The organism is Catellatospora sp. IY07-71, from assembly GCF_018326265.1.
GTDB lineage: Bacteria > Actinomycetota > Actinomycetes > Mycobacteriales > Micromonosporaceae > Catellatospora.
Genome location: NZ_AP023360.1, coordinates 4,678,605 through 4,693,706 on the forward strand (window position 1 = coordinate 4,678,605; position 15,102 = coordinate 4,693,706).

General features: G+C 73.5%; 13 protein-coding genes and 1 pseudogene. 7 read left to right on the forward strand and 7 right to left on the reverse strand.

The window, feature by feature from the left end; translation table 11 throughout:
* Nucleotide 1: 1 nt before the first annotated feature.
* From CS0771_RS20885 to CS0771_RS20895, 3 genes are all read right to left on the reverse strand, one after another.
* Complete coding sequence (locus tag CS0771_RS20885; RefSeq protein WP_212842555.1) at nt 2-1,795, reverse strand: glycoside hydrolase family 15 protein; 1,794 nt, start codon at nt 1,793-1,795, stop codon at nt 2-4.
* A 241-nt stretch (nt 1,796-2,036) separates the two neighbouring features.
* Complete coding sequence (locus CS0771_RS20890) at nt 2,037-2,834, reverse strand: metallophosphoesterase (RefSeq protein WP_212842556.1); 798 nt, start codon at nt 2,832-2,834, stop codon at nt 2,037-2,039.
* A gap of 168 nt (nt 2,835-3,002) precedes the next feature.
* Entirely contained in the window at nt 3,003-3,689 is a 687-nt protein-coding gene (locus tag CS0771_RS20895) for a TetR/AcrR family transcriptional regulator (protein WP_244870920.1), read from the reverse strand.
* An 81-nt stretch (nt 3,690-3,770) separates the two neighbouring features.
* Here CS0771_RS20895 and CS0771_RS20900 point away from each other — a divergent pair, with 81 nt between their 5' ends.
* The 4 genes from CS0771_RS20900 to CS0771_RS20915 all read left to right on the forward strand — a co-directional run bounded on the left by CS0771_RS20900 (nt 3,771) and on the right by CS0771_RS20915 (nt 7,626).
* Nucleotides 3,771-4,967: an FAD-dependent monooxygenase gene (locus tag CS0771_RS20900; RefSeq protein WP_244870921.1), complete on the forward strand. Its 1,197-nt coding sequence runs from the start codon at nt 3,771-3,773 to the stop codon at nt 4,965-4,967.
* A gap of 201 nt (nt 4,968-5,168) precedes the next feature.
* Entirely contained in the window at nt 5,169-6,008 is an 840-nt protein-coding gene (locus CS0771_RS20905) for an alpha/beta hydrolase (protein WP_212842557.1), read from the forward strand.
* A gap of 90 nt (nt 6,009-6,098) precedes the next feature.
* A complete protein-coding gene (locus CS0771_RS20910) occupies nt 6,099-7,346 on the forward strand; it encodes a cation diffusion facilitator family transporter (RefSeq protein ID WP_212842558.1) in 1,248 nt (415 codons plus the stop codon).
* A 37-nt stretch (nt 7,347-7,383) separates the two neighbouring features.
* Nucleotides 7,384-7,626 carry a DUF6458 family protein gene (locus CS0771_RS20915; protein ID WP_212842559.1) on the forward strand — a complete coding sequence of 81 codons (243 nt, stop codon included), beginning with the start codon at nt 7,384-7,386 and terminating at the stop codon, nt 7,624-7,626.
* A gap of 77 nt (nt 7,627-7,703) precedes the next feature.
* Here CS0771_RS20915 and CS0771_RS20920 read toward each other — a convergent pair whose 3' ends face one another.
* Nucleotides 7,704-8,447 carry an ABC transporter permease gene (locus CS0771_RS20920; protein ID WP_212842560.1) on the reverse strand — a complete coding sequence of 248 codons (744 nt, stop codon included), beginning with the start codon at nt 8,445-8,447 and terminating at the stop codon, nt 7,704-7,706.
* A gap of 85 nt (nt 8,448-8,532) precedes the next feature.
* Nucleotides 8,533-9,195, reverse strand: a pseudogene (locus tag CS0771_RS20925) (ABC transporter ATP-binding protein); the annotation flags it as partial.
* Nucleotides 9,196-9,329: 134 nt separating this feature from the next.
* Between CS0771_RS20925 and CS0771_RS38885 the strand changes: the two are divergent.
* From CS0771_RS38885 to CS0771_RS20940, 3 genes are all read left to right on the forward strand, one after another.
* Entirely contained in the window at nt 9,330-11,381 is a 2,052-nt protein-coding gene (locus CS0771_RS38885; RefSeq protein WP_244870922.1) for a sensor histidine kinase, read from the forward strand.
* Nucleotides 11,345-11,989, forward strand: coding sequence for a response regulator transcription factor (locus tag CS0771_RS20935; protein ID WP_212842562.1), 645 nt, complete (start codon nt 11,345-11,347; stop codon nt 11,987-11,989). Before CS0771_RS38885 ends, CS0771_RS20935 begins: the two co-directional genes overlap by 37 nt.
* 115 nt (nt 11,990-12,104) lie before the next feature.
* Entirely contained in the window at nt 12,105-13,070 is a 966-nt protein-coding gene (locus CS0771_RS20940; protein ID WP_212842563.1) for a GNAT family N-acetyltransferase, read from the forward strand.
* 52 nt (nt 13,071-13,122) lie between these two features.
* On the opposite strand, the gene CS0771_RS20945 is transcribed toward CS0771_RS20940, so the two are convergent.
* Nucleotides 13,123-14,190 (reverse strand): ABC transporter permease, encoded by a 1,068-nt coding sequence (locus tag CS0771_RS20945; RefSeq protein WP_244870923.1) that lies wholly within the window; start codon nt 14,188-14,190, stop codon nt 13,123-13,125.
* Nucleotides 14,187-15,089 carry an ABC transporter ATP-binding protein gene (locus CS0771_RS20950; RefSeq protein WP_212842564.1) on the reverse strand — a complete coding sequence of 301 codons (903 nt, stop codon included), beginning with the start codon at nt 15,087-15,089 and terminating at the stop codon, nt 14,187-14,189. Before CS0771_RS20950 ends, CS0771_RS20945 begins: the two co-directional genes overlap by 4 nt.
* Between the last annotated feature and the right edge of the window lie 13 nt (nt 15,090-15,102).

The following is a 15,102-nucleotide window of genomic DNA, read 5'->3' on the forward strand; positions in this document are numbered from 1 at the left end:
CTCACTCGCGGGGCCGGTTCTCCGCCGGCCCCGCGGCGTCGGTCAGGTGGCGGGCCGTGTCGATCAGCGGCACGTGGCTGAACGCCTGCGGGAAGTTGCCGACCAGCCGCCGGGCGTCCGGGTCGTACTCCTCGGCCAGCAGGCCCACGTCGTTGCGCAGGTCCAGCATCCGCTCGAACAGCTCACGCGCCTCGCCGATCCGCCCCATCAGCGCGTAGTTCTGCGCCAGCCAGAACGTGCAGGCCAGGAACGCGCCCTCGCCCGGGGGCAGCCCGTCCACCAGGTTCTCCGGGCGCTGCGTGTAGCGCTGCACGAAACCGTCCTGCAGCAGCTCGCGCTCGATCGCGGCGACCGTGCCGCGCACCCGGGGATCGGTCGCGGGCAGGAAACCCACCAGCGGCATCATCAGCAGCGACGCGTCCAGTTCGGCCGAGCCGTAGTACTGCGTGAACGTGTTCCGGCGGGCGTCGAAGCCGTGGGTGAGGATGTCGCGGGCGATCTCGTCGCGCAGCTCGCGCCACCGCGTCACCGGGCCGGTGCGCCCGAACTGCTCGACCGCCTTCACCGAGCGGTCCGCGGCCACCCACGCCATCAGCTTCGAGTGGGTGAACTGCCGCGAGCCGCCGCGTACCTCCCAGATGCCGTCGTCGGGGCGGGTCCAGTTGTCGTTCAGGAAGCTCATCAGCGCCAGCTGCAGGTCCCAGGACGGCCGCTCGTGCTCGATGCCGGCCTTGCGCGCCTGGTGCAGCGCGTCCATGACCTCGCCGTACACGTCGAGCTGAAACTGCTCCGAGGCGGCGTTGCCCAGCCGCACCGGGCGGCCGCAGTAGCCGGGCAGCCAGTCCGCGATGCGCTCGGTGAGCAGGCGCTCGCCCGCGACGCCGTACATGATCTGGAGTTTGGAGGGGTCGCCCGCGATGGCCCGCAGCAGCCAGGCCCGCCAGGACCGGGCCTCCTCGACGAAGCCGCAGTACATGAGCGACTGCAGGGTGATCGTGGCGTCGCGCAGCCAGCAGTAGCGGTAGTCCCAGTTGCGTACGCCGCCCAGCTCCTCGGGCAGCGAGGTGGTCGCCGCGGCGACGATGCCGCCGGTCGGACCGTAGGTCAGCGCCTTGAGGGTGAGCAGCGAGCGGACCACGGCGTCGCGCCACGGGCCCTCGTAGGTGCAGGCGGCGATCCACTCCTGCCAGTACGAGACGGTGCCCTCCAGGGCCACGATCGGGTCGACCGGGTGCGGGGTGGGCAGGTGCGACTCGCGCCAGGTCAGCACGAACGGGACGTGGAAACCCGCGCCGACGCTGAAGTCGGCGACGGTGGCCAGGTTCTCGCCGTGCAGCGCGACCGGCGTGCGCAGCCACACCGCGTCCGGCCCGGCGACGGCGACCAGGTCGGCGTCGACGCGGCGCACCCAGGGCACCACGTGGCCGTAGTCGAAGCGCAGACGCAGGTCCATCCGCATGGGCACGCGGCCGCTGACGCCCTCGACGATGCGCACCACGTCGGCGGCCTCGCCACGCGGCGGCATGAAGTCGACCAGCCGGACGGTGCCCTCGTCGGTGTCGAACTCGGTCTCCAGCACCAGCGTGTCGCCGCGGTAGCGCCGCCGCACCGCGCGCACCTGCGTCGCGGGCGCGATCTGCCAGCGGCCGTGCTCGGGGGTGCCGAGCAGGGCGGCGAAGATGGCGCCGGAGTCGAAGCGGGGCAGGCAGAGCCAGTCGATCGACCCGTCCCGGCCGACCAGCGCGGCCGTCTGGGTGTCGCCGATGACCGCGTAGTCCTCGATGCGCAGCGGCATGTCAGCGACGTTACCCGCACTGCCGCCGGGCGAAACGGTGCCGATCGGGAAGCCCGCGGATGTCGGCGGTCGCGGTGCCGTGGGCGGCGGAACCGGTCACGGCACCGCCCGCCGTGCACGGCCGTCCGGCGATCCGTGCCGCCGGAGGCGCCTGTCCGGTGCACGTCCTACAACTTCTGGGATGTACCTACATCCCAGAAGTTGTAGGACGTGGCGCTGTACACACCGCCGCGGGGCGGGATCACGAGGTCCGCAGCAGGACGGCTCGGGAGTCCACGTTCAGGACGTGCCCGGTGCCGAGCGAGGAGAGCGGCTCCGGCCAGTGCATGTGGCCGCACACGGTCAGTGGGGGAGCGGCACGGCCGATTCGCTCGCCGATCGCCGGGTTGCCGCGCTGGGCGGGCTGCCGCCCGGGCGGTCCTTCGTGGAGGATCAGGACGTCCGGTCCGGTCCTGAGCACCGTGTCCAGGACCGCGAGGTGTGCGGGCTCGGCGCGGCGGCCGGGCCGGGTCGGATCTCCGACGATGCGGCCGACACCCGCGAGCCGGACCCCGCCGAAGGTGAGCGAGCCGCCGTCGAGCGGTGCGGGTGCGGGGTCGAGGCCGGCCAGCGCGCCCTCGGGGAGCAGGTCGTGGTTGCCGAGCACGCCGGTGACCAGGGCGCAGCCGGCGGCGGCGAACGCCAGCCAGACCTCGGTGACCTCGCCGGTGGCGCCGCGCACGTCAGCGGTGGGCGCGGAGTAGAGGTCGCCCGCGAGCACCACGGCCAGCCGGTGCGGGGGCGGCAGCAGGCCCTGCTCGGCCCAGACCGCGAGGTGGTCGGCGAGGGCGACGCCGAGCAGCACCTCGGGGCCGCCGTACGGCGACGGGGCCACGCCCTGCAGGTCGCCGGTGACGAGCACGCCGTCGCAGCCGTCGGGCACCCGGTCCACGGTGAGCCGCTGCAGCGGCAGCCGCCCCGACTCGGTGCCACCGCCCCGCCTGGCCTGCCGGTACGTCAATTCGGCCAGTGGGCACAGCTCGCTTCCGGTCACCCGCACCGCTCGACGGTAAGCGGTCGGGCGGGCCGCGGTCGCCCGGATTTCACGCACGCTCCCGCGGCCGCGGCTCCACACAGCGTCCCGGGGTCCCGGACGGTCCAGCGGACCCACGGTTAAGAAGGTGCCCTTCCTCTACGGAAAGCGTTAAGAAGGTGCCGTTCCTTCGTGTCAGGAGGGTGTTCGTTCTTTCGTGAGGGTGTGGAGGCCGTCGAGGAGGCGGTCGAGGCCGAACTCGAAGGCCTGGTCGTGGCGGGACTCGGTGGCGGCGGCGGCCATGGTCGAGGCCAGGGCGGGGAAGCGGTCGGCGTGGCCGGCCAGGGCGGCGGTGATGCCGGCGCTGAACTGCGCGTCGGGGTGGCGGGCGGCGGCGGTCTGCTGGGCGATCATGCGGACGTGTCCGGACAGGACGGCGATGGTGTCGAGGCGCTCGGTGCCGGACAGGCCGGTGCCGGAGAGCGCGGCGAGGGCCTGTTCCATCCAGCCCAGCTCGTGCGGGCCGAGCGGGCGGGGGCCGACGGTCGCCTCCAGGGCCCAGGGGTGGCGCGCGTACGCGGCGAGCAGGTGGCGGGCCCAGTCGCGCAGCGCGGTGCGCCAGTCGGCCGGGTCCACCTCGGGCGGGGCGCCGACGGCGTGCTCGACCATCAGGGCCACCAGCTCGGCCTTGCCGGGCAGGTAGCGGTAGAGCGACATCTTGGTGAAGCCGAGGTCGGCGGCGACGCGCTGCATGGACACGGCGGTGAGGCCCTCGGCATCGGCGACCGCGACGGCGGCCTCGGCGATCCGGTCCAGGGTGAGCGCGGGTTTCGGGCCGCGCGTGGGCTGGGCGCGTACCGCCCACAGGAAGTCCGACGTCACCGGGTTGCCCTCCTCGAAAAACTGTGTCTAGCATACACAGTTAGAAACAGTGTCCGCCGGACACAATTCTGGGGAGGCGTCGTGCGCAGTGTGTTGATCTCAGGGGCCGGCATCGCCGGACCCGCCCTGGCGTACTGGCTCGGCCGGGCCGGGTTCCGGCCCACGGTGGTGGAGGTGGCGTCCGGGCCGCGCACCGGCGGCGGGGCGGTCGACTTCCGGGGCGCGCACCTGACGGTGCTGGAGCGCATGGGCGTGCTCGACGACCTGCACCGGGTGCAGACCGGCGGCTCGCCGATGCGCTTCGTCGACGCGCACGGCCGCCGGCTGATGGAGCTGCCCGCCGACTTCGCCGGAGGCGAGCTCGAGGTGCTGCGCGGCGACCTGGGCCGGATCCTGTACGAGCACAGCGCCCCCTGGGCCGGTTACCGGTTCGACGACTCGGTGACCGCGCTCGCGCAGACGCCGGACGGGGTCGAGGTCGGCTTCGCCTCGGGCGAGCGGGCCGTGTTCGACCTGGTCGTCGGCGCGGACGGGGTGCGCTCGGCGGTGCGGCGGCTGGCCTGGGGCCCGCACGAGCGCTACCTGCGCCACCAGGGCTACTACGTGGCCACCTGGGCGGTGCCGGGCTTCGCCGGGCTGGGCCGGACCAGCCTGCTCTACAACGAACCCGGCCGGATGGCCAGCGTCGGCGGCGACCACCGGGACCCGGCACGGGCGGGCGCGTTCGTGGCGTTCGCGTCACCCGAGCTGGACTACGACCGCCGTGACACCGCCCGGCAGCGCGAGTTCATCGCCGGGGCGCTCGCGGGCATGGGCTGGCACACCCCGCGCCTGCTCGCGGCGCTGCCCGACGCCACCGACCTGTACTTCGACGCGATCTGCCGGATCGACGTCACCCCCTGGTCCCAGGGCCGGATCGCGCTGCTCGGCGACGCCGCGTGCGGCGCCACCATCGGCGGCATGGGCGCGGGCAACGCGATCGTCGGCGCGTACGTGCTCGCCGGTGAGCTGGCCGCCGCGGGTGGCGAGCACACCGTCGCGTTCGGCCGGTACGAGCGGCTGCTGCGCGGCTACGCCCAGCGCGGCCAGCAGGGCGGCCAGAACACCGGCCGCTTCCTCGCCCCGCGCCGCGCCTGGGCCGCGCGCCTGCGCAACAGCCTGCTCAACCGGCCCTACTTCCGCAACCTGATGCTCCGCGAGGCGGACGACCGCACCACGGCCCTGCACCTGCCCGACTACCCGGAGCTGCGCGAGGCCCGGCGGCCCGATCCGGTGTGACAGACTGCGCGGCATCCGCCGCGCCATCGACGCCCTCGCCGGCACCGTCCCGGTCACCCTCGGCCTCCGCCTCGCCACCGACCGCTGAAAGGAAGGGCACCTTCTTAACGCTTTCCGTAGAGGAAGGGCACCTTCTTAACGCAGGCCCGGCCGGGCGCCCGGGCCGTTCCCGAAGTTCAGGCGAGGCGGGACAATGGTCCGGTGCTGAAGGCGTCCTCGGTGATCCGGCCCGCGCTGATCGTGCTGCTGATCGCCGTGCTGCTGGTGACCGCGCTGTGGCTGCTGCAACGGCGGCTCATCTACCTGCCCGACACCTCGCCGCCCGGCCCGGCCGCCGCCGCGCTGCCCGGCGCCCGCGACGTCACCCTGCGTACCGCGGACGGGCTGGACCTGGGCGCATGGCTCGTGCCGCCGGCCGGGCCCGACCGTGGCCTCGCGGTGCTGGTCGCCAACGGCAACGGCGGCAACCGGGCCGGACGGGCATCCGTCGCGGCGGAGCTGGCCGAACGCGGGTTCACGGTGCTGCTGTTCGACTATCGCGGGTACGGCGGCAACCCCGGCAGCCCGTCCGAGCAGGGGCTGGCCGAGGACGTGCGGGCGGCGTACCGCTATCTGGTGGACGGCGCGGGCGTGCGGCCCGACCGGCTGATCTATTTCGGAGAGAGCCTGGGGGGAGCCGTGGTGACCGGGCTGGCGGCCGAGCACCCGCCCGCGGGGCTGCTGCTGCGCTCGCCGTTCACCGATCTGGCCGCGACCGCCGCGACGCACTACCCGTTCCTGCCGGTGCGGGCCATGCTGCGGGACCGCTTCCCGGTGGCGGAGCTGATCACAAGGATCGACGTGCCGACGGCCGTCGTCTACGGCACGGCGGACTCCGTCGTGCCCGCGGACCAGAGCCGCGCGGTGGCCGCGGCGGCCGCCGGGCCGGTGGAGGTCACGGTGGTGGAGGGCGCGGACCACAACGACGCCGTGCTGTTCGAGGGTGATCAGGTCATGGACGCCGTGGTACGCCTCGCCGACCGCATCGCGGCGGGCCGGTGAGTCGCGGCATGGGGCGCGCCGCCGGTGGTATACGCAGAGGAGGATGAGCCGAGCGGGGGACGCCCCGCGGCGGCGGGCGGGAGGCACGACATGGGCGCGGGTCACGACCACCAGCACGACGATCACACCCACGGTCGTGCCCACGGCACCGCCCCAACCGCTGACCACGGCCACGCGCACGACCACGACCACGGCAGCGGTCACGACCACGACTCGCACCACGAGCACGACGGTCACCACGACCACGACGGTCACGGCCACGCCGACGGCGACGGGCATGGCCACGGTCACGAGGGCGAGCACGCCCACGGCGGCCTCTTCGCCCGGCTGCGGCACCAGGTCGGGCACCTGGTCAGTCCGCATTCGCACGACGCCGCCGACAAGGTGGACTCTGCGATGGAGTCGTCCCGCGAGGGCCTGCGCGCGCTGTGGATCTCCCTGGTCGTGCTCGGCGTCACGGCTGTCCTGCAGGCCGTCATCGTGTACTTCTCGCACTCCGTCGCGCTGCTCGGCGACACCTTGCACAACGTCGCCGACGCGCTGACCGCCGTGCCGCTCGGCGTCGCGTTCGTGCTGGGCAGGCGCAGCCCGACCAGGTCGTACACGTACGGCTACGGCCGGGCCGAGGACCTCGCGGGCATCTTCATCGTGCTGACCATCGCCGCCTCCGCCGCGTTCGCCGGATACGAGGCGGTGCGCCGCCTGCTCGACCCGCAGGAGGTACGGCACCTGCCGTACGTCGCCGCGGCGGCGCTGGTCGGGTTCGCGGGCAACGAGCTGGTGGCGCGCTACCGGATCGTGGTCGGGCGGCGCATCGGCTCGGCGGCGCTCGTCGCGGACGGCCTGCATGCGCGTACCGACGGATTCACCTCGCTGGCGGTGCTGCTCGGCGCGGGCGGCGCGGCGCTGGGCTGGTGGTGGGCCGACCCGGCGGTGGGCCTGCTGATCACGGTGGCGATCCTGGTGGTGCTGAAGGACGCCGCGCGGGAGGTGTACCGGCGCCTGATGGACGCGGTCGATCCGAAGCTGGTCGACACGGTGGAGCAGACGCTGCGCGACACCCCGGGGGTGCTGGGCGTGGGCGAGGTGCGGTTGCGCTGGATCGGGCACCGGCTGCGGGCCGAGTGCGCGGTCGCGGTGGACGGCGCGCTGAACCTGGCCCGGGCGCACGAGATCGCGGTGGACGCCGAGCACCGGCTGCTGCACGCGGTGCCGAAGCTGACGGCGGCGCTGGTCCACGCCGATCCGGCCGGACAGCACCCGGATCCGCACGCGGTGCTGGACCACCATCGCCCGGCCGCATCGGAGGAGGTTCACGGCGGGCACGGGCGGGTATAGCGGCCCCGAGGCGAGCACTCGCCGGAAGGAGGCTGACATGGGTATCGGCGCGAGCTTGTTCCTGATCGCCGTCGGGGCGATCCTCACCTTCGCGCTCGACGTGAGCATCAGCGGTCTCGACCTGGACGTGGTCGGCTGGATCCTGATGGCCGTCGGCGCCGCCGGGCTGATCCTGACCACCGTCATCTGGAGCGGCCGCCGCCGCACCGTGGTGACCAACACGCCGGTCGACCGGCGGGTCATCGAGGAGAGCGACCCGGTCCCGCCTCCGCCGATGTGATCCGCCGTCCACCGGGACGTTAGGAAGGGCACCTTCTACAACGCATAGCGTTAAGAAGGTGCCCTTCCTTGCTCGGGTTACTGCCAGCGGAAGAGGCGGGTGGCGAGGGCGCAGGTGATGAGGGCGTACGCGGCGGTCACGGCCAGGTGCAGGGGCTGGGGCCAGTCGCCGGACCAGGCGGCCTGCATGGCCTGGGAGGCCGCGCCGAGCGGGGTGAAGTCGGCGATGCGCTGCGCGGTGTCCGGCATCATCGGGCCGGGGGTCCAGACGCCCGCGAAGAAGAGCATCGGGAAGTACACCAGCGTGCCGATGCCGGCCGAGGCGCGGGCGTTGGGGGCGACGGCGGCGATCAGCAGCGCCACGCCCGTCATCGCCGCGGCGCCCAGCAGGAACGCGACCAGCAGCGCGGGCCGGTTGTCCGGGCCGCGGCTGCCGAACGCGATCACCGCCGCGATCATCATCAGCGCCGAGCCGACGAGCAGCGCGGCCACGTTCACGCCGAGCTGCGCGCCGATCAGCGCGGAGGGCTTCACCGGGGTGGTGGCCAGGCGGCGCAGCACGCCGCGCTCGCGGTACTGCGCCAGCACGCCGAGCAGGCTGGTCATGGTGACCGTGCCGATGGCCAGCGCCAGCACCACGGGCAGGTAGAGGTTGATCGGCCGTTCGCCGTCGAAGTCGGCCGAGGGTTCGCTGAAGGCCGGGATGGCGTTGCCGAGCACCACGACGAGCACCGCGGGGAAGGCCAGGGCGAAGAAGGCGCCGACCGGCTCGCGCAGGAACAGGCGGGCCTCGGTGCCGGTCAGGCGGGACAGGGCGGACATGGCGTACTCCTGGTCAGCTGTCGTGGGAGGGGGCGGTCAGGGCGAGGAACGCGTCCTCGAGGTTGGCGCGGTAGCCGTCGACGTCGCCGACGCCGGCGATCAGCCCGGCCGGGGTGTCCAGCGCGGCCAGGCCGCCGTCGACCAGCACGGCCAGCCGGTCGCACAGCCGCTCGGCCTCGTCCATGAAGTGGGTCACCAGCAGCACGGTCACGCCGCGGTCGCGGATCGCGCGGATCAGCTTCCAGATCTCGCGCCGGGCCCGCGGGTCCAGGCCGGTGGTCAGCTCGTCCAGGATCGCCACGCGCGGGTTGCCGATCAGGGCCAGCGCGATCGACAGCCGCTGCTTCTGCCCGCCGGACAGCTTCGCGTAGGGGGTGTTCACCTGCTCGGTGAGGCCGACCGAGGCGAGCAGCTCCCGCCAGTCGGCGGGGTCGGGGTAGAAGGAGGCGTACAGCCGCAGCGCCTCGCCGACGCGCAGCCGGTCCTGCAGCTGGCTCTCCTGCAGCTGCACGCCGACCAGGCCGCGCAGCCGCTCGTGGTCGCGCCGCGCGTCCAGGCCGAGCACGCTCACGCTGCCGCCGTCAGGCGTTCGCAGGCCCGCGATGCACTCGACGGTGGTGGTCTTGCCGGCGCCGTTCTCGCCGAGGATGCCGAAGATCTCGCCCTCGGCGACGGTGAACGAGACGCCGTGCACGACCGTGCGGTCGCCGTATCGTTTGGTGAGTCCGCTGACTTCGATGACTGCCATGCCGAAGACGCTAGATTCGGCGCGCCAGGCCCGGTATGACGCTGACTGCCGAGCAGGGGTGCACAAAACCACACCCCCCTTCGGGCACCTGGCGGCAGTGCGCCGGGCGGGGCCGATCGGCGACGATGGCGGGCATGATCCGGTCGTACGCCCTCGCCCCGCTCCGCCTGCTCGCCCTCGCGCTGCTCGCCGTGGCCGGGCTCGCCGCGGCAGTGCCGCTGATGGCCTCGGTCGCGGTGGTGGTCACGTACCCGGCCGCCGTGGGCGTCTGCCGCCGGCTCACCGGGTTCGCCCGGCGGCTGGCGCAGGCCTGGGGCGGGGTGGCGGTGGAGACGCCCTACCAGAGCGGATCCGCGCCGGTGCCCCCGCAGCGCGCGGACGGCTGGTACGAGCACGACGGCCAGCTGTTCAAGTCGCCCGCGTACCCCCGCTTCTTCCTGCGCATGCAGTGGCTGAGCGAGGACCCGGCCACCGCGCGGGACTGGGGCTGGCTGGTGCTGCTCGCCCCGCTCGGGGCGGTGCCCGCGCTGCTCGGGCCGGTGCTGCTCGTGGCCGGGGTGGCCGCGCTGGCGGGAGCGGCCGGGGCGAGCGCCGTGGCCGCGCCGGGGAGTGCGGCCGCGGCGGGCGGCGGGACGTGGTCCCGGCTGCTGGACGTCGCGACGTCCTGGGGCGGCGTGCTGGACGGCCGTCCGATGTGGCTCATGGTCGCGGCCGGGCTGGCCGCCGTGGCCGCCGGGGTGCTGGCCGGGCCGGCGCTGCTGCGGGCGCACGGGCTGTGGACGCGCTACTGGCTCGGGCACGCGAGCCGCAGCTGGTGGCACACCTCGGGGTTCGGCGAGTGGCTGCGGCGCGGCGGGCATGACACCTGGAAGGCGGTGCTGCTGCTCGGGCTGTCGCTGACCGGGTTCGCCGTCTTCGCGCTGACGCTGCTGCTGACCATGGTCAGCGGCGGGTTCGGCATCGCCTGGATCAGCTACGCCGTCCGGCCCATGATGAACCAGTACCGGCGGCTGTGCGCGAAGTGGGGCGGCGTCGAGCTGCCCGACCCGTACCGGCCGCGGGAGCCGCTCGGCCGGCCCGGCCCGGACGGGCGCTACCGCGTCGGGCGGAGCCTCTACGCCACCCGCGACGGCGCGATCCGGGCCGGGTTCTTCCCCTGGGTGCTCGGCGACCCGGCGACCTGGCGCGACCTGGCCTGGATGGCGACCGCGCCGCTCGTCGCGCTCAGCGCGGTGCTGCCCGGGGCGCTGATCGGCGTCGGCTACTTCGGGCTGTTCTGGCAGGCGCTGTTCTGGCCGCTGTGGGGGCTGCCGCTGTTTCTGATCACCGGGTTCTGGGTCAGTCCCTGGTACTGCTGGCAGCTGCTGGCCCTCGGCTTCCCAGCGCTGGCGGCCGTGCCGGGCTGGGTCTCGGTGCCGGTCGGGCTGTTGCTCGGCCTGCTCGGGGTGGTGCTGGCCCGGCCGGTGCTGTACACCATCGTCGGCTGGGCGATGCTGCTGCTCGCACCCGGCCGCACCGCGCGGCTCAGCGAACGGGTCGAGCACCTGGCGCAGACCCGCGCCGACGCCGTCGACGCCCAGAGCGCCGAGCTGCGCCGTATCGAGCGCGACCTGCACGACGGCGCGCAGGCCCGGCTGGTCGCGGTCGGACTGAGCCTCGGCGCGGTCGAGCAGCTCATGGAACGAGACCCCGCCGCGGCGCGGGAGCTGCTCGCCCAGGCCCGGGAGACGTCCGCCGCGGCCCTGTCCGACCTGCGTGACCTCGTGCGCGGCATCCACCCGCCGGTGCTCGCCGAGCGCGGCCTGGCCGACGCCGTACGCGCGCTCGCCCTGGACGCGGCGCTGCCGGTCGACGTGCACGCTGAGCTGCCTGGTCAGCCGCCCGCCCCGATCGCCACCGCGGCGTACTTCGCCGTCGCCGAGGCGCTGGCCAACGCCTCCCGGCACGCCGCGGCGCACCGCGTCGGGGTCGACATCCGGCACGTGGCGGGGCTGCTGCGGGTGACCGTCACCGACGACGGCCACGGCGGCGCCGACCCGGCCCGGGGCAGCGGCCTGCGCGGGCTGCGCCGGCGGCTCGCTACATTCGACGGAACCCTGGCCCTGCACAGCCCGCAGGGCGGCCCGACCGTGCTGACGATGGAGATACCGTGCGTGTTGTCCTCGCCGAGGACCTCTACCTCCTGAGGGAGGGACTGGTCCGCCTGCTGCAGGCGCACGGGTGCACCGTCGCCGCCGCCGTGGAGACCGGCCCGGACCTGCTCGCCGCGCTGCTGGCGCACCGTCCCGACGTGGCGGTGGTGGACGTACGCCTACCGCCGACGAACACCGACGAGGGCCTGCGCGCGGCGCTGGACGCCCGGCGCCAGGTGCCCGGCCTGCCGGTGCTGGTGCTGTCCCAGCACGTCGAGCAGCTGTACGCCCGCGAGCTGCTCGCCGACGGCACCGGCGGCATCGGCTACCTGCTCAAGGACCGCGTCTTCAACGCCGACCAGTTCCTCGACGCGGTCCGCCGCGTCGCGGCCGGCGGCACCGCCATGGACCCGGAGGTCATCGCGAAGCTGATGCGCCAGCCGGTCCGCAACGCGCCCCTGGCCCGCCTCACCCCACGCGAGCGCGAGGTGCTGGCCCTCATGGCGGAGGGCCGCTCCAACGCCGCCATCGCCCAGCAGCTGTTCCTCTCCGACAGCGCCGTCGGCAAGCACACCCACAGCATCTTCGCCAAGCTCGACCTGGCCCCCTCCGACGACGACAACCGCCGCGTCCTCGCCGTCCTCGCCTACCTCAACGCCTGATAGGAAAGGCACCTTCCTATACACATAGCGTTGAGAAGGTGCCCTTCCTTTCCGTGGGCGGGACTGCGGGAGGTTGCCGGGGCGAGGTGGGCATTTCTGGAAGGGACGAACTGAGTTGACACGGCCGGAGGCGTCCCGGATCGGGGACACGGGGGAGTGGCCGCTGGGCGCGACCGTGGTGGTGCGCCGTGCGAACGGTCCGGTGCTGCTCATGCACCGGCGGCGCTACGAGCCGGACGACGCCGGGCCGTGGGCGTGGACCGCGCCGGCCGGAGGCCGGGATCCCGGTGAGGCGCTGCTGGTCACCGCGGTGCGCGAGCTGTGGGAGGAGACGGGCCTGACCGGGCTCGCGCCGGTGCCGGTGGACCTGTCCGGCAGCTGGGCGCTGTTCACCGCCGAGGCGGGAGCCGACGCCGAGGTGGCGCTGAACGACGAGCACGACCGGTTCGCCTGGGTGCCGCCGGAGCAGGTGGCCGAACTGGTCCAGCCGCGGCACGTGGCCGGGCGGTATCGGCGAGCGCTGCGGGTGGACCTCGCGCCGCTGGAGTTCCGGCCGCTGACCCGTGCGGATCTGCCGGAGCTGGTGCGGTGGCTGCAGGCTGAGCATGTGCGGCGCTGGTGGGCGCGGGTCCCGGCGGATGTGGCGGCGGCCGAGGAGAAGTACGGCCCGCGAATCGACGGCGACGCGCCGACGGCGGTGGACGTGGTGCTGCTGGGCGGGCGGCCGGTCGGGTTCATCCAGTCCACGCCGCTCGCCGCGCAGCAGGACTACCTGGAGACGGCCCGCTGGGTGACCCGCGACGGCGCGGACTGCGTCTCGATCGACTACGCCGTGGGTGATCCTGCCGCCGTGGGCAATGGCTTCGGCACGAGGCTGATCTGGGAGTACGTCCGCGACGTGGTGCCGGTGCGGTATCCGGGCAACCGGTTCGTGGTGGCCGACCCGGCGACGGCGAACACCGCCTCGGTACGCGCCTGCGAGAAGGCCGGGTTCCGCCGGGCGTTCGACTTCGACCCGGCCGAGGGCGTACACCGCCACGCGCTGTGCGTATTCGAGCGCGCCCGCGTCCTCGGAGGTTAAGAAGGGCACCTTCTTCTACACATAGCGTTAAGAAGGTGCCCTTCCTTCTGCTCTAGGCGTCGTCCCAGCGGAAGAGGGCGGCAGCTGCCGCCGAGAGGACGACGGTGAAGCCGAGCAGGATGCCGATGTCCGGGAGGGTCACCGAGAACGCCTCACCGCGGACCATCACGTCCTGCATCGAGGACACCAGGTGCTTGAGGGGCAGGAACTCCGAGACCGTGCGCAGCCACTGCGGTGCGCCTTCGAGTGGGAAGAACGCCCCGGACAGGAACGCCATGGGCAGCGTGATCAGGTTGGCGATGGCGCTGGCTGCCTCGGCCGTCTTGGCCACGGCCCCGGCCAGCAGGCCGATCGACAGGAAGGCCAGCGTGCCCGCGATCATGATCGGGATGAAGCCCCACCACTGGTCGGCCAGCTGCAGCCCGAAGTAGGGCAGCAAGGCCACGCCGATGAAGATGGCCGACTGGACCAGCGCGATGACGATGCTGACCGAGACCCGGGCACTGATGATCGAGGTGACCGGCACCGGGGAAAGCCGCAGCCGGCGCAGGATCTTCTTCTGCCGCCAGGTGACCAGCGTCAGCGCCGCGCCGAACGTGGCGCCGGTGGCGATCGCCCAGCCCAGCAGGCCCGGCGTCATGTACTGGATGGCCTTGAGCGACTCGTCCTCGACCGGCTTGGCGCTCAGCCGCAGCGCGGGCGAGGTGACCCCGGCGGCGGCCAGGTTCGCCTCCTGCACCAGCGACTCCAGGATGCCCTGCACGGTGGCCGACTTGACCTGGTCCGCGGCCGAGTAGTGCACGATCAGCTCGCCGCCGACCTGCTCCAGCGCGGCGGCCTTGTCGCCCTTGCGCACCTGCTCCAGCGCGTCCGCGCGGTCGTCGGTGCGCTCGACGGCGAGCACCTGGCCGATCCCGGCCGCGGCCTCGGCGGGCAGCTGCTCCAGCACCGGCACCGAGCCGATCTGCAGCACGTCCGTCTTGGACGCGCCGCTGTCCTTGAACAGGCCGCCGAAGAGCACCAGGAACATCAGCGGGAACAGGATGGTGAAGAACATGGCGGTGCGGTCGCGGAAGAACCCGCGGGCCATCGCCGCCGAGAGGCTGACGAAACCGGTCACGCGCGGTACTCCCGTCCGGTGAGGTGCAGGAAGACGTCTTCCAGGGTGGCGCCGCGCACGGACAGGCCGCGCAGCGCGTCCCGCTCCGCCAGGGCGGACAGGACCGGGGCGGGGGTACGCGTCGCGAGCGTGAGCGACACCCCGTCGTCGGACGCCTCGACGCCGTCGGCGAGCGTGCGCGCGGCGTCGGCGGTGAGCACGCCGCTCTCGATGGAGATGCGGGTCGGCGCGTCCAGGTCGCGCACCAGGGACGCGGGCGGCCCGGACTCCAGGATGCGGCCGTGGTCCATGATGGCGACCCGGTCGCACAGCGACTCGGCCTCGTCGAGGTAGTGCGTGGTCAGCACGACGGTGCGGCCCTGGGAGTTGATGTCGCGCAGCACGTCCCACAGGTTGCGGCGCGCCTGCGGGTCCAGGCCCGAGGTCGGCTCGTCGAGGAACACCAGGTCGGGGCCGTGCGCCAGGGCGCAGGCGATGGACAGCCGCTGCTGCTGGCCGCCGGACAGGTCCTCGTTGCGCTTGTCGGCCATGTCCTCCAGGCCGACCACGCCGAGCCACTCGTCGGCCTTGCGCGCGGACACGCCGTAGAGCGAGGCGAAGGTGCGGATCTGCTCCCGCGCGGTCAGCCGCTCGAAGAACGCGCTGGCCTGCAGCTGTACACCGATGCGGGGGAGCAGGCGCGGGTTGCGCGGCCAGGGGCTCTCGCCGAACAGGCTGACCGTGCCGGAGTCGGGCTGGCGCAGACCCTCGACCATCTCCAGGGTGGTGGTCTTGCCCGCGCCGTTCGGGCCGAGGATGCCGAAGAACTCCCCGGCCTGTACCTCGAAGGAGATGCCGTCGACGGCGCGCAGTTCGCCGTACGACTTGCGCAGCTCCTCGACCTTGATCGCTGATGACATGTGATGCACCCTA